Here is a 15,217-nt window from a genome sequence, read left to right as displayed (position 1 = left end):
TCTGGTGGGCTTCCGCTCGGCCCTGCTCATAAGCAATGCTTAATCTCTTTATAAGCAACCATAATTAATAACTTTCACTTAATGGCTAAATAACAACCTCTGATTAGAGCTCATCATGCTGGGTGTTTATTATTCACCCCGTCAACACGGCAGCATGGCAAACATCGCTTCCATGGCATCTCATTTATTAAAAATAACTGCCCTCTAGCCAACACCTTTGCTACCTCGTTCTGCTAACGGGCAAATGACAACACGTTCTAATTAAGAGTATCCAATGAAAATTAAACTGATTGCTTCATTAGTGGCTGCAACAATTCTAACTGGCTGTTCATCATCGTCTGGCTCGAAAAACGATACGGTTGATCCTGAGTTTGATAACCCGCGTGCTGGCATTGAAAACCCGATTGAAAAAGAAAAGCCGAACGATGGCCTTATTTACGATAATAACGGCAATGTGATTGGTATTGATGGCACTGACAATGGCTGGGGTTTACTCCCTCCTGAAGACCACCCTATTGAAAGGCCTGGTATAGATGCCCCAATACAAGATGCAACTGGCAATATTCAAGGTGGAAGTCAGTTTAACCCTGAAACCGAACGAGGCGTAATCTCTGCTGATTCAGGTGAATCCATTGTCGTACTTGCTTCTGGCCATTTGATCCTGCGCGATGAGTCTGGGGCACCAATCGGAGTCGTAAAGGTTGATGAACAAGGCAATATCACCAGTGCCCGTACCGACCACCACTTCGGCAATATCACTCAAAACGGTGATAACCAATACATCCTGAGCACTGGAAAGGACGGTGAGTACATTGTTATCAACACTGATGGTAACGGCCGCTGGGAGATTGAAGATAGTGGCGGTACAGGTGGTCTATCACCAGATTTTGGCGATACACCGGATTGGGGCACAGGAATTAGTGATGGGAAAGAAACAGGCCACGGTGATATCGAGGTTGAGGCAGGAAATGCCGGAAAAGTCATTACTGTCACAGGTAACAATGGCAACCAAATCGTAGTTAACACTGAGAATGGCTCCGTCGATATTAACGGCCAAAGCAGCCCTGTTTACGTCGATGATAACGGTTTCATCCGCTCCGTAGACAATGGGCTAATTATTGCCAAAGTCGATAACTCAGCTATTGAAAAAGGCTATGTCACCATTACTGGATGGCAGGGTAACTCACTTATTCTCCAGAATGATAACGGACGACTAATGGTATCGGTCGATAAGTCAGGGCAAAACCGACCAACACTGAAGCAACGCCCGAACCTATCTAGCGAGCAAAAGTCCCAGCTCCGAGCTAAGTCTCGTGACCTGCGCGACGCTATCAAGGCCAAGGTAGAGCGTTCATAAGCCAACTACAGTAAACCAAGCCGCCTTATGGGGCGGCTTTCTTCTCTTATGGTAAACCTTATGACACGCTTCTTTTACGCTTTGACCGTATGGCTCTCTCTTGCAGCTAGCCACCTTTCAATCGCCAACGAGGCTCAATTGGGTGCTCAAGTTTCCAAAACAGGTGATAATTGGATTGGCACTGTAACAGGCAGCTTGCAGGTCACAGAGCAAATCAATGTGAGTGCTGAGATCGACTCTACGGGGTACCTGGAGATCGGAACGGGTTACGGCTTGATGTTGGGGCAAATTTACACCGAGGCCTTTGCCAGTTATGGACGCGCTGACAGTATCGATATTTACGATGCCGGGGTATTTTCCGGCACGGCTCTAACAGAAACTGTCATGCTTTACGCCAGCACATCACATGAATGGCGAAAAACCAAGACGATGCTCGATCTTGATTGGTTTGACCAAAGGGAATGGAAAACCACAGTCGGTGTTAGCTACAGCCCGTCCCCTTGGCTAAACACTAGCTACAGTTTCAACCATGATAGGCTGCTGTCTGGTGCTCGCTTCTCGCAGGACATCATCAATGACAACATCAACAGCCACGACGTGACTATCACGTTTAAACCCAAGTGGGTTGAGCCATATATCAAATACACCTACGGGGAATACCGAGCCCGTCCAGGCGAGCAAATAACATCAGACAGCACGATAGAGGCTGGCATTAACTTTCGTTTCAAGTAACAACATAATACTTGGCCATTTGGTACTCGCCCCTGTTTCTCTTCTTCAGGGGTCTTTTTGCCATTTCTGCCTTAATGCTGATACTTGACACCTACAAGCTGTGATATCTTGATTGATGAGTAAATTAGTCAGGAATGCGCAATGGCCAAAGATCTCTCAGCCAATCTCGATCTCAACCTACTAAAAACCTTGCTGGTTATCTATCAAGAGCAGAACCTGCGCAAGGCATCGGAGCGCCTGTTCGTTACCCAGCCCGCAGTCAGCCATGCACTGCAAAAGCTCCGCCTGCATTTTGATGATGAGTTGTTTACCAAAACAAGAACAGGTCTTAAGCCAACCCCTTACGTGGAACAGCTCTGCCAAGAATTATCACCTGCTCTCGATAATTTATTCAAGGCTGTCAACAGCAATCAGGAATTTGACCCTCGCCAGCTTACCGGCAAAATACGAATCGCCCTCGCCCCCCAGTACCTCCATGCTTTTGGCAGCCGGCTTTATTTACTTATTCAGCAGCAAGCACCTGACAGCCAGGTCGAAATCACCAACTGGAGTGCGACTACTTTCCCGGAACTTCTCAACGGCAACACCCAAATAGCCTTGAACTATGACACAGCCAACACCAGCAAGGAGCTATACCGCCAAGCCATTCCGGGCGATAAAGGGGTCGTCATTGTCCGCAGGGATCACCCTTTTGATAAACCAACAATGAGTGTCATTGATGCAAAGGATGCTGGTTTTGCTTGCTTGATCGTGCCCGAGCGTAGTGAGCAAGCAGCTGATATTGAAAAATATTTTGCCCACCATAACCTAACAGCAACCATTAGTTTCCGTTCGACCTCACCTGAAACCATTCTTCAAATTGTCAAACAGACCGATCTACTATTTCCGACCTTGGATATAATGGTGCCAGATGACGACCCAGATTTTAGGAAAATAGATGCACATATAGATTTTCCTGTCGCTGATTTTTCTACGGTTTGCTTCTACCACCAATCCAAACACAAAGATCCACTCACCCAGTGGCTGTTTGGCCTTATCAAACAATTACACCATGAGCTAGTGTAAACAATTGCAATAAATCGCATGAATAACAGAGTTAAGGTTTAGTAATTAGATAAATAGCAAAGCAAAAATTAGTATTTACCTCGCTGGCAAGGAAAGCACGGCAACCCAAAAGTCAGATTCTTTGCAGCAGGTAAATAATGAAAAAAACACTCTTTTCGCTCACTCTAGCCGCTTTTTTCTCTTCACAAGCATTTGCAGACAAGTCTGGTGCTTATATCGGCGCCGACATTGGCTCCAACTATGTCGGCTCCTACTACCTGGACAGTCACATTGGTCTAGTTGCCGGTTACGACTTTCAACTATCGCCCAAGGTTGTTGTTGGTATCGAGGGCGAATATCGCAATATGGGCAGCGACAGCGCCTTTGACGGTACATCAGGTACCAGTATTAGTGCCGATGCCAGTGCCTCTTATTACGGAATTAACATCAAGCCAAAATATTACTTCACCGACAATATCTATGGCGCAGTCATGGTCGGTTTACACCGGGTTACTTACGAAGAAAAGCTGACAATAGGTAGCAACGTACTGGGCGGCAAAGATACCGCCAACGGCTTTGGCTATGGCTTCGAAGGGGGTTACGACCTTAACCGCAATATCAGCTTCCGAAGCGGGATAAAAGTCGTAACAGCCGATGTTCTCGGTTATGACACCGAATTTGGCACCTTGTACCTAGGTGTGAATTACAAGTTCAACTAACTCGACAAGCCTCTACTACTGGCCAAGAATAATACACCGTGCAATAAGCTCCGCTAATTAGCCATATCAACCAAACTAATTAGATTGTGTACGGTGTTCAATTTAATATTTCTCGCATCGGAAGAGGTAACGTTCTTATCTGTGCGAACCAACACTCAACACAACATTTAGAGACCTATTATGAAAAAGACGATTTTTGCTCTAACCATCGCTTCTCTGCTTTCAGCTCCAGCTCTGGCATCAAAAGAAGGCTTTTACATCGGTGCTGACATTGCCTCAAACAGCCTTGATGGAGACTCTTTTGATACCGGCGTTGGTCTAGTGGCGGGTTATGACTTCCAAGTGTCACCTCAAGTTGTGATTGGTGTGGAAGGTGAATACCGTAATTTTGGTGAGGATAGCCTCTCTGAAGAAGGTTTAACACTTAAACAAAAAGCCTACTCGTATGGCATCAACGTCAAGCCGAAGTACTACTTCAACGACAACTTCTATGCTGGTGCCCAAGTAGGCCTACACAACCTTGAAGAAGAGTTCAAAGCCAGTTTCGAAGGTGATAACTATAAACTCTCTGAAAGCAACACAGTTCTATCTCTAGGTGTCGAAGCCGGCTATGACTTCAACCGCAACGTTTCTATCAAAGGCGGTTACAAGTCAATGGATTCTGACTACGGCTCTTTCTACATCGGTGCCAACTACAAGTTCTAATCCTGACAAGCTTGGCGATATAGCATCGCCAAGCTCTCCCTATATCTTCACCAACATAAACAGCCAACACTATGAAATCACGTATCGCATTGCTAATTACGAGCCTTCTCTCAGCCAGTGCTTTTGCTAGTTCAGTCGAAGGCCCATATGCTGCTCTGAATCTCGGTTTTACCGATTACAGCAAATCTACCCTGCCAGCCCAATTTGGCGTGGCTGCAGGCTATAACTTTGCTATGACTCCACGCACTTCACTAGCTGTGGAGCTAAGTGCCAGCGAATTAGGTGACGGACTTTACTTTCAGGGCTTTACCGCCGTTCACTATAGAACTTACAGCTATAACGCAGTCATAAAACCTAAGTACCATTTCTTGGCGCTAGGATACCAGCCTGCCTATATCGCTGCTGTCATCGGGGTGAGTCGCGTTGAGGAGAGCCGGGAGTATTATGTTCGTGGTGAGGGCTACCGCAAGTATCGTGACCATGACATAACTGGGGTATATGGCCTTGAATTAGGTCGGGAAATAACAAAAAACATTGATGTTATGGGTTACTTCAACTTCCAAAAGGCTGATATGTTTGACGAAGATAATTACTACCGTAGCTACGGAATGAGTATTAAATATCGATTTTAAGCTGCTGTTGTCTAGGGCGGATTCAATAACAACCACCGCCCTCTGTAGCGTTACTTAAGGATATTTTCCAGCTCTTCCTGGCTGGTGTGACGGATATCTTTACCCTTCACAAAATAGATGATGTATTCACAGATATTCTGGCAACGATCCCCTACCCTCTCAATCGAGCGTGCCGACCACATCACCTGCAAAACATTGGGGATCGAACGTGGATCTTCCATCATGTAAGTCATCAACTGGCGGATAATCGCCTCGTACTCGCGGTCAATCCGGTCATCTTCTTGGTAAACCTCAATCGCCGCTTTGACATCCATGCGGGCAAAGGCATCTAGTACCTCGTGCAGCATACGAACGGCACTCTGGCCCAATGCTTCCAGTGATACCAACAGGTTGTATTGCTTGTTGGTAAAGTTCTCCAGCGCGACCTTGGCAATGCTTTCAGCCACATCACCGATACGTTCAAGGTCGGTAATCGTCTTGATAATCGCGATCACCAGGCGCAAATCACTCGCAGTCGGCTGGCGCTTGGCAATAATGCGGGTACAGGCTTCGTCAATGGCCACTTCCATTGCGTTAACCTTGTGGTCATCCTTGATAACGCGGCGTGCCAACTCAATATCCTGCTTGTGCATCGCTTTTAGGGCATCAGCCAGCTGCTGCTCGACCAAACCGCCCATGGCCAATACATGGGTACGGATACTTTCCAGCTCGGCGTTAAACTGGCCGGAAATATGACGGCCAAGGCTCAAATTATCTAACATTACTTACTCCTTAACCGTATCGACCCGTAATGTAATCTTCGGTGCGTCTCTCTTTCGGGGTGGTAAAAATATCGTTGGTACTGGTGTACTCCACCAACTCCCCCATATGCATGAAGGCGGTGTTATCAGACACGCGGGCTGCCTGTTGCATGTTGTGGGTAACAATAATCACCGTATATTTGGTTTTCAGATCGTTAATCAACTCTTCGATTGTCAGGGTCGAGATCGGATCCAATGCCGAGGTCGGCTCATCAAGCAACAAGACTTCCGGCTCAATCGCGATAGCCCGGGCAATCACCAAACGCTGCTGCTGACCGCCAGACAGACCGAAGGCATTTTCGTGCAGGCGGTCTTTGACTTCATCCCACAAAGCGGCACCTCGAAGCGAGCTTTCTACCGCGTCATCAAGGACCCGGCGATCTTTGATTCCCTGCAGCCTCAAGCCATAAACCACGTTTTCGTAGATAGACTTAGGGAAAGGATTCGGGCGCTGGAATACCATACCTACACGGCGACGAAGTGAAGCCACATCCACTTTATTATCGTAGATATTCTGGCCATGGAGCATCACCTTGCCATCGACCTTACAACCTTCTACCAGCTCATTCATCCGGTTGATGCAGCGCAACAAGGTCGACTTGCCACAGCCCGACGGGCCAATAAATGCCGTCACCTGCCCTTTGGCAATGCGCATGTTAATGTCATAAAGTGCCTGATGAGAGCCATAGTGCAGATCCAACCCCTCGATTGACAGCGCCGTCTTTTCTTCTGGCAACGCTGACAAATCAACAGGCTCAAACAGGCCAATTGGGGAATTAATTGAAAACATACTTTTTCCTGAATCTCACTATTGCTCCAAGGAGCGGAATTTCTCACGCAAATGGTTACGGATACCAATGGCCGTCAGGTTCAAACCGACAATCACTGTCACCAACAAAAATGATGTGGCGTAGACGAGCGGTCTGGCCGCTTCCACATTCGGGCTTTGAAAACCAACATCATATATATGATAACCGAGATGCATAAATTTTCGATCCAAATGCAGGTAAGGAAATTGGCCGTCTATCGGTAATGACGGTGCCATCTTCACGACTCCCACCAGCATTAACGGGGCTACTTCACCTGCCGCACGGGCTACCGCCAAGATAAGTCCGGTCATGATAGCGGGGCTTGCCATCGGCAATACTGTCCGCCACAGGGTTTCAGCCTGCGTGGCCCCCAGTGCCAACGAGCCATGGCGGATCGAGTTTGGGATCCTTGCCAAGCCTTCTTCGGTCGACACAATCACTACTGGCAAAGTCAAAATAGCCAGAGTCAATGCCGACCACAAAATACCCGGTGTCCCGAACGTCGGTGCAGGAAGTTGATCAGCAAAGAACACATCATCAATCTGTGCCCCGACAATATAGACAAAGAACCCCAAACCAAAGACGCCGTATACGATTGATGGCACACCGGCCAAGTTAATGACTGCAACACGGATTAATTTGGTAAACGTGCTTTTGCCTGCATACTCATGAAGGTAGACGGCCGCCAAAACACCCAGCGGGGTCACTATCACACTCATCAACAGAACCATAAACACAGTACCGAAGATGGCCGGGAATACCCCACCTTCGGTATTGGCTTCACGGGGATCATCACTGACAAAATGGCCCAGTTGGCTCGCCCAATGACCCAGTTTTCCTGCCGTGGTTAAATCGTTGGGATACCAGATATCCAATATCTGCTCGATAGGCAACGTTATCTCTTGCCCTGTCATTTCACGGACGATGACACTATCACGGTTAAGTTGCTGATGGAGGGTTAAAAGCTGTTGCTCAATTTGGGCAAAACGCTGCTCCAGCAATTGCCGCTCGCCAATGAACTGCCCGGAATCACCTTGCTGGCGCGTTTTGGCGTTGAGTTGCTCAAACTGCCGGTTGAGCTCTGCCAGATCCGTCTGTTCGATCTGATGAATTAAATCACGGACAATCTCTGCTTGCTCCAAGCTAGATTCAAGCTCTTGCAAAGGGATCTCAACGCCATCATCCGTTAAACCAACAGGGAAACCATAGAACCGGCCATTCTTGAGCCGCTCAATAACCGCCACGCCCTTAGCTGGCTCTTGGCTGATGATATGTGGCTCAAGGACAGTGACAAAGTCACTACCAAGCACATCACGGTTACCGGTTTTAATCACATAACGGAAGGTTTTCTCACCTTCAAAACCAGAGGTATCAATACCAGCTTCGGCCAGTTGCTTAACAGGCACCGTCTTGCGCTCATATAACTCACCAATGACTGTGCTTTGATAGCCATTTTGCTCGATTTCAAACTGGTAGACTGGTGCTGGCCAGAAGTATCCCAGCCCTTTCCAGCCAATCAATAGCAGTAAGCCAAGTACCACGATCAAACTAACGCTAACCGCACCAGCGGTCAGCCATACCCAAGGCGCGCCTGATTTCAGCCACCTATTCATTTAAAGCACTACTCATTAAAACTATTACTCATTAATTTCGCTTTTCATTAAATTTATGACTTCCGAAAGCGACTCCATGCCTTGTGAGGCCACTAGAGCGAGCTGTATTTTTCCCGCAAGCGCTGACGGACGAGCTCAGCGACGGTATTGAACAAGAAGGTAAAGACAAACAGGACAAAAGCGGCCAGGAACATCACCCGGTAATGGGAGCTCCCCACTTCGCTTTCCGGCATCTCAATGGCAATGGTCGCCGACAAGGTCCGCATCCCTTCAAGGATATTCCAATCCATGATCGGTGTGTTGCCCGTGGCCATCAGTACAATCATTGTTTCACCGACTGCACGCCCAAGCCCCATCATGATCGCAGAGAAGATACCCGGGCTGGCAGTTAGCAATACTACCCGTGTCAGTGTTTGCCAATGGGTGGCCCCCAGCGCCAGTGAACCACTGGTCAAGTGGCCCGGAACCGAGAAAATGGCATCTTCCGCAATAGAGAAAATGGTCGGCACCACGGCGATCCCCATTGCGATCCCTACCACCAAGGCATTACGCTGATCGTAACCGATCCCCCACTCATCACTGAGGTATGTCCTGACATCACCGGCAAACCAAGTTTGTTCAAGCCATGGGCTCAAGCTAAAACAGGCATAGGCAATCAGGACAATGGCAGGCATCAGTAATAGGACATGGAAACCACTTGGGATCCGGCTGCGCCAATTGCCCGGAAGCAAGGACCAACCAATACCTGCCAATAACATTCCCAGCGGGAACATCACGACCAAGGCCACCATGCCAACCAGATGGGATTCAACAATCGGCGCCAGCCAAATACCGGCAAGGAAGCCAAGAATAACGGTCGGCAGCGCTTCCATCAGTTCAATGGTCGGTTTTACAATGCCACGCATCCGTGAAGACATAAAATATGCAGTATAGATAGCGCCCGCCAATGCCAACGGCACCGCAAACACCAAGCCATAGAGGGCTGCTTTCAAGGTACCGAAAACCAGAGGTACCAAGCTCAGCTTGGGTTCGAACTCATCACTGGCTGATGTCGACTGCCAGACATAATCTGGCTCTGGGTAGCCCTCATACCAAATTTTCTGCCACAACGAGGCAAAACCAATCTCAGGATGGGGGTTTTTGACATTGTAGACTTGCCAGTCATTGCCATTGAGTGTGACCAGACGATCGGCATGCGGCGAAATCACGATTTGCTGCGGCAACTGGTTGTCAAAAACCGATTCGCGATAGATCGCCCCTTTTACCGTGGTATAGAAAGCCGATAGCTGCCCATCGTGCTGAAGGGCAAAAAAACCTTTGCGGGTATATTCTGGGATCAAATTGCTGACCGGGTTTTCACCGATAGCAAAGTCGCGGGTCCGTACCATAGTGCGTTTGCCGTCCTTGCGGATCTCAAACCACTGGGAGAGCGTTTGATCACTGTGGCTAATGAGCAAGGAGTTTGCGCCAGATAGCAGCGCCAATCGCTGGGCCTTACTGCCCGGCTCTTCAACCGCGACCACCTCGCGTACCCAGCCCGAGCGGCTACCGAACGCCACCACATACAGCTTGTCCCCGGCAAGGACATAAGCGGTACGCGCATCGGGCGTCACCGCAATATCATCGACCACCTCAGGCAAACCGCTAACGGCAAAGGTAGATGACTGCCAGTCATTGCCATTGCCGCCAAGCACATTACCGTTTTCGGAAAACAGTGCCGCTCTAGCCCTACCGTCAGCAGTAAACCCCATAACGATAGCCTGCTGGCCACGAACAGAGGCTGCCAAGTTCACAATAGGCAGACCTTTAGGATCAAGCTGAAGAGGCTCTTGGCCCAATGGGAAATCCAACGAGAGTGTATTCTCTCCACGAAACGTTGATAGCGAAGGCTTGGCAATCACGACCTCACCTTGCATTCCGCCTAATGCGTATAACCTGTCCGCAGGCAGGGTGCGCCCTACACTGGCAACATCACCAAGCAAGTCTGCCGCACCGAGGATCTCCCCCGCACGGGAGGGGATAAGGCTAATTGCGCTTAGCGAACCATCTTCAGCAAGCCTGAACAGGTAATTGTTATTGTCAGTGACACGGATATCCGCCGTTTGATTATCAAACGAGGTAGTGAATTGCTGCTGGGGGGTCACCTTGACCGATGAGAAGATCGGCAGGATCACATACAAGAGATAGAAAAAGATCAGAATGAGGGTAACAAGGACAAAGATACCACCGGCAGTTACGCCATATCGGGCCAACTTATCTTTTACCTTACGGCCAGGACTCTCTCCCATCAAAATCGCACCGGCCTTTGCCATCATTACCTCAATAAATTTACACGTTTACTAATAATATTTCCCTAATATGACAATTATATGACAAGACTACCCCTTCAGTCATGTCGGACTCACTTATCCCAAAAGTGTAGAAAACAACACGATCCAGAATTGGATCATTGCGATGGATTGGCTGCGCCTTAGTCATAAATGACATAAAAGTGAAATGAAATTTAATTATTATTCTGTTATGTGATTTCGTAAAAAATTCAATACCTTGATCGGTCTATAAGCCTAGACAGGCCGTGTTGATGCTCACATAATAACCTATACAGAATAGGCAATGACGCCTCACGGTATAAGGACATCGTTATGAAGCATTTGATCATCACTGTCATCGGCCAAGATCGCCCAGGCTTAGTAGAAACCCTGTCTGACACGGTTTACCAGAACCAAGGAAACTGGCTCTCAAGTAGCCTCAGCAAGTTAGCTGGTCAATTTACCGGTATCCTGCAAGTTGAAGTCGCCGACCAATATGTCGGGGTACTCAGCAGCGCACTCTCACAACTTGATGACCTTCAAGTCCAGATAGTTGAAGAAGAAAGCAAAACCCTGCCAACTTCTGTCGTTCACCACCTGCTAGTCACAGGTAATGATCGCTCAGGTATTGTCAAAGACGTCACCACCAAGCTCAACCAGCTTGGGATAAATATTCACAAACTCAAAACTCATTCCGACAGCGCACCTAACTGGGGCTATCCGATTTTCTCTGCCCGTTTCCAGTTGGAGCTGCCAAGCGATTTGAGTATTGAGTATGTCCAAGAAGAGCTAGAGAAGATCGCAGACGATCTCACCATCGACATCGACGATAACTGATCCCTCTTCATGCACCACTAGTAAGTAGGATGACAATGAGCGCAGAACCCCTTTACACCGACAAAGAACTAAGTTGGCTATCTTTTAACGAGCGCGTACTGCAGGAAGCTGCCGACAAATCAGTTCCGCTGATTGAACGGGTCCGCTTTCTCGGTATCTACTCGAGCAATACCGATGAGTTCTATAAAGTACGCTTTGCGGATGTCAAACGCCGTATCCTGATCAATGAAGAGCAAGGGGGCAATGATCGGGCCAAGGAGCTATTGAGCAAAATCCAAAGCCGGGTGCTCAAGCTCAACCAGGATTTCGATACCCTATACAATGAAATCCTACTAGAGATGGCACGGCGCCATATTTTTCTGGTCAATGAGCAGCAGCTTGATGACCACCAGCAAGTCTGGCTGAGAAAGCACTTCCGCAATCGTATTCTGCCTCACGTCACGCCTATCTTACTGACTGACGATATCGATCTGCTGCAGTTCCTCAAGGATGAATATTCGTACCTCGCCGTGGAGATGCGCCAAGGCGTTAACAAACGTTACGCCCTGATCGAAATTCCAACCGACCAGTTACCCCGTTTTATCCAGCTTCCTGAAGCCAAGGGAAAGCGCCGCAAGACCCTTATCTTCCTTGATAACATCATCCGCTTCTGTCTTGATGACATCTTCAGTGGCCTGTTCGAATACGATGAGTTGTCTGCTTATGCGATGAAGATGACCCGTGATGCTGAATATGACTTGAGCCAGGAAGTAGAGCACAGCCTGCTCGAGCAGATGTCAGAGGGTTTGGACCAACGCCTGACCGCCATGCCGGTACGGTTCGTCTACCAGCGCGATATGCCTGGCGATATGGTTGATGTCCTGTGTGGGCTGCTCAAAGTCTCAAGCTACGACAGTATCATTCCGGGTGGCCGCTACCATAACTTCAAGGACTTCATCGGCTTCCCGAATGTTGGCCGTGATTATCTGGAAAATAAACCACTGCCGCCGCTCGAGAGCGCCCAGTTTGTTAATGGCCGCAATGCGTTCGATGCCATTAAGAAACAGGATATCCTGCTGTACTACCCTTACCATACCTTTGGCCACATGACGGAGTTGGTTCGCCAGGCTGCCTATGATCCGAAAGTACGCAGCATCAAGATCAACATCTACCGCGTAGCCAAGAACTCGCAGATCATCGAATCGATGATCGATGCCGCCAACAACGGTAAGCAAGTCACGGTGGTGGTGGAGCTGCAAGCCCGCTTCGACGAGGAGGCCAATATCGAATGGGCCCGTCGCCTGACCGAAGCTGGGGTGCAAGTTCTGTTCGGTGTGCCTGGGCTAAAGATTCACTCCAAACTTTGCCTGATTACCCGTAAGGAAGGCGATGAGTTGGTACGTTATGCCCACCTTGGGACCGGCAACTTCCACGAGAAAACAGCGCGTATCTACACTGACTTCTCGCTAATGACCTGCCGCACCGAAATCACCGACGAGGTAAGGATGGTGTTCAACTACATCCAAAACCCTTACCGCCCGGTGAAATTCAAGCACCTGATTGTATCGCCGCGTAACTCCCGCTCGCGCCTTTATGACCTGATTGACCGGGAGATTGCACACGCCAAGCAAAACTTACCATCCGGTATTACACTAAAGGTGAATAACCTAGTCGATAAGGGCCTGATTAACCTGCTTTACCAAGCAAGTAGCGCCGGTGTTAAGATCAAACTGATTATCCGCGGTATGTGTGCATTGATCCCGGGCATTAAAGGGATCAGCGAAAACATTACGGCTATCAGTATCATCGACCGTTTCCTCGAGCACCCGCGTGTAGTGGTATTTGAGAATAACGGTGAGCCTGATGTTTACATCTCTTCTGCCGACTGGATGACCCGGAATATCGACAACCGTATCGAAGTCGGCTGCCCGATTTTTGATCCGGAGCTGAAAACGAAGATTATCGACATACTCAATATCCAGCTTTCTGATACCGTGAAGGCGCGTATTATTGATAAAGAAATGTCCAATAAGTACGTACCTCGAGGCAATAGACGTAAGATCCGCTCACAAATTGCGATTTACGATTACCTCAAACAGTCAGAAAAGCAGCTGAAGAAAAAATTAAAGAGCGATTCTAATACATGACAGAACCTGTACGCCCAAGAGAAGTCGCTGCGATAGATATTGGCTCGAACAGTTTCCATATGGTGGTTGCCCGTATCGTCGGGCAAAGCCTGCAAATCATCAGCCGTCACAAACAACGTGTTCACCTGGCCTCAGGGCTCGATGAACATCAAAACCTCGATCAGGCCGCCATCCAGCGCGGCTTGAATTGCTTGGCCATGTTTGCTGAACGCCTGCAGGGCTTTGAACCGGAAAATGTCCGTATTGCTGCAACCTACACGTTACGGCAGGCAAACAATGCCCATGTCTTTCTCAAACGCGCAGAAGCCCTGATCCCTTACCCGATTGAAATAATTCCTGGCACCGAAGAGGCCCGTCTAATCTACCTAGGCGTTGCCCATACCCAACCAGACAATGGCCAAAAGCTGATTGTCGATATTGGGGGTGGTAGTACCGAACTGGTGATCGGTGATGGCTTCACCCCGCAACTGGCTTACAGCAAACATATGGGGTGTGTCAGCTATAACAAGAACTACTTTGCTAAAGGTAAGATCAGTAGCAAAAACATGGCAACGGCCCAACTTGCCGCACAACAAAAACTCGAGAGTATCGCCAGCAAGTACACCCGTATGGGTTGGCAGACCGCGATCGGCTCATCCGGCACCATCAAGGCAATCCGCGAAGTTTTGATCGGGCAAGGCCATAACGATGGGGTGATCACCGCCAAGCGCCTGCAACAACTATATGATGCCATCCTCAAGGTCAAACACTCCGATGACCTCGACTTTGCTGGCCTCAGCGATGACCGAAAACCGGTCTTCGCTGCAGGTGTCGCGATCCTCAGTGCCGTGTTCAAGTCTTTGGACATTAAAGAGATGATCTTCTCGGACGGGGCACTGCGTGAAGGGTTGCTCTATGAAATGGAAGAGCGTTTCCGCCACAGCGATATCCGAGTCAGAACCGCCAGTTCCATGGCCAAGCAGTACAATGTGGACATTGCCCAGGCCAACCGGGTCAAGGCAACCGCCGAGCAGCTTTACAACCAAATCGAGCCGCAACCCGGCCTAACTAAAATCGAACTGGCAACCCTGCTTAGCTGGGGCGCCCTACTCCACGAAGTCGGTTTGAGTATCAGCTACCCGGGCTTCCACCGCCATTCCGCCTACCTACTGCGTCATAGCACCATGCCAGGTTTTAATCTCGAGCAACAAACCGTACTCGCCACCTTGGTGCGTTTCCAGCGCAAGAGCTTGAAACTTGAGGAAATGCCAGAGCTGAGTATCTACAAGCGCAAGCACCTCTACCCGCTGATCCGCACCTTAAGGTTAGCTGTTGCCCTTAACGGCCAGCGTAGTGATGAGCCACTACCGGCAATTACTGTCGATGCTGACAAGGAAAAATGGAAGCTAACGCTGACTGAAGACTGGGAAGAGAGTAACCGCTTGTTAGCCGCCGATTTACGCCAAGAGCAAGAATATTGGCGCAAGGCTGGTTGGGAGTTAGTGCTCACACCAGAGAGCGACTAATCTCTGTCTCGGCAGTAACAGACACAGCC

13 protein-coding genes are annotated in these 15,217 nt (G+C 48.9%); 9 read left to right on the top strand and 4 right to left on the bottom strand.

Going from position 1 to position 15,217, the window contains the following annotated elements:
• The first annotated feature begins 274 nt into the window (after positions 1-274).
• The 6 genes from C9J01_RS26505 to C9J01_RS26480 all read left to right on the top strand — a co-directional run bounded on the left by C9J01_RS26505 (position 275) and on the right by C9J01_RS26480 (position 5,189).
• Positions 275-1,357 (top strand): hypothetical protein, encoded by a 1,083-nt coding sequence (locus C9J01_RS26505; RefSeq protein ID WP_107301085.1) that lies wholly within the window; start codon positions 275-277, stop codon positions 1,355-1,357.
• A 60-nt stretch (positions 1,358-1,417) separates the two neighbouring features.
• The gene (locus C9J01_RS26500) at positions 1,418-2,089 is read left to right on the top strand and encodes a hypothetical protein (RefSeq protein ID WP_107301084.1); all 672 of its coding nucleotides are present in this window, start codon (positions 1,418-1,420) and stop codon (positions 2,087-2,089) included.
• Between the two features lie 141 nt (positions 2,090-2,230).
• Positions 2,231-3,154: a LysR family transcriptional regulator gene (locus tag C9J01_RS26495; protein WP_107301083.1), complete on the top strand. Its 924-nt coding sequence runs from the start codon at positions 2,231-2,233 to the stop codon at positions 3,152-3,154.
• A gap of 137 nt (positions 3,155-3,291) precedes the next feature.
• A complete protein-coding gene (locus C9J01_RS26490) occupies positions 3,292-3,852 on the top strand; it encodes an outer membrane beta-barrel protein (RefSeq protein WP_107301082.1) in 561 nt (186 codons plus the stop codon).
• A 180-nt stretch (positions 3,853-4,032) separates the two neighbouring features.
• Entirely contained in the window at positions 4,033-4,557 is a 525-nt protein-coding gene (locus C9J01_RS26485; protein WP_107301081.1) for a porin family protein, read from the top strand.
• Between the two features lie 71 nt (positions 4,558-4,628).
• Positions 4,629-5,189, top strand: coding sequence for an outer membrane beta-barrel protein (locus C9J01_RS26480; protein WP_107301080.1), 561 nt, complete (start codon positions 4,629-4,631; stop codon positions 5,187-5,189).
• Positions 5,190-5,239: 50 nt separating this feature from the next.
• Here the strand turns inward: C9J01_RS26480 and phoU are convergent, their stop codons facing one another.
• The 4 genes from phoU to C9J01_RS26460 form a co-directional block, all read right to left on the bottom strand.
• The gene (gene phoU, locus C9J01_RS26475) at positions 5,240-5,950 is read right to left on the bottom strand and encodes a phosphate signaling complex protein PhoU (RefSeq protein ID WP_039469132.1); all 711 of its coding nucleotides are present in this window, start codon (positions 5,948-5,950) and stop codon (positions 5,240-5,242) included.
• A 10-nt stretch (positions 5,951-5,960) separates the two neighbouring features.
• A complete protein-coding gene (pstB, locus tag C9J01_RS26470) occupies positions 5,961-6,779 on the bottom strand; it encodes a phosphate ABC transporter ATP-binding protein PstB (protein ID WP_107301079.1) in 819 nt (272 codons plus the stop codon).
• A gap of 18 nt (positions 6,780-6,797) precedes the next feature.
• Positions 6,798-8,411, bottom strand: coding sequence for a phosphate ABC transporter permease PstA (gene pstA / locus C9J01_RS26465; RefSeq protein WP_107301078.1), 1,614 nt, complete (start codon positions 8,409-8,411; stop codon positions 6,798-6,800).
• A 92-nt stretch (positions 8,412-8,503) separates the two neighbouring features.
• The gene (locus C9J01_RS26460; protein ID WP_107301077.1) at positions 8,504-10,723 is read right to left on the bottom strand and encodes an ABC transporter permease subunit; all 2,220 of its coding nucleotides are present in this window, start codon (positions 10,721-10,723) and stop codon (positions 8,504-8,506) included.
• Positions 10,724-11,053: 330 nt separating this feature from the next.
• On the opposite strand from C9J01_RS26460, the gene C9J01_RS26455 reads away from it, so the two are divergent.
• Genes C9J01_RS26455 through ppx form a run of 3 tightly spaced genes read left to right on the top strand, consistent with a single transcriptional unit; the run spans position 11,054 to position 15,188 of the window.
• On the top strand, positions 11,054-11,557 hold the full coding sequence (locus C9J01_RS26455) for a glycine cleavage system transcriptional repressor (protein ID WP_107301076.1): 504 nt from the start codon (positions 11,054-11,056) through the stop codon (positions 11,555-11,557).
• 35 nt (positions 11,558-11,592) lie between these two features.
• Positions 11,593-13,683: a polyphosphate kinase 1 gene (gene ppk1, locus C9J01_RS26450; RefSeq protein WP_107301075.1), complete on the top strand. Its 2,091-nt coding sequence runs from the start codon at positions 11,593-11,595 to the stop codon at positions 13,681-13,683.
• Positions 13,680-15,188, top strand: a complete 1,509-nt coding sequence (gene ppx, locus C9J01_RS26445) for an exopolyphosphatase (RefSeq protein WP_107301074.1) — start codon at positions 13,680-13,682, stop codon at positions 15,186-15,188. The genes ppk1 and ppx overlap by 4 nt, the downstream gene beginning before the upstream one ends.
• Positions 15,189-15,217: the final 29 nt, after the last annotated feature.

The sequence above is a fragment of the Photobacterium rosenbergii genome, from assembly GCF_003026455.1.
In the GTDB taxonomy this organism is placed as follows: domain Bacteria; phylum Pseudomonadota; class Gammaproteobacteria; order Enterobacterales; family Vibrionaceae; genus Photobacterium; species Photobacterium rosenbergii.
Note: the sequence above shows the minus strand (reverse complement) of the source record. Positions and strands in the feature narration are given on the sequence as shown.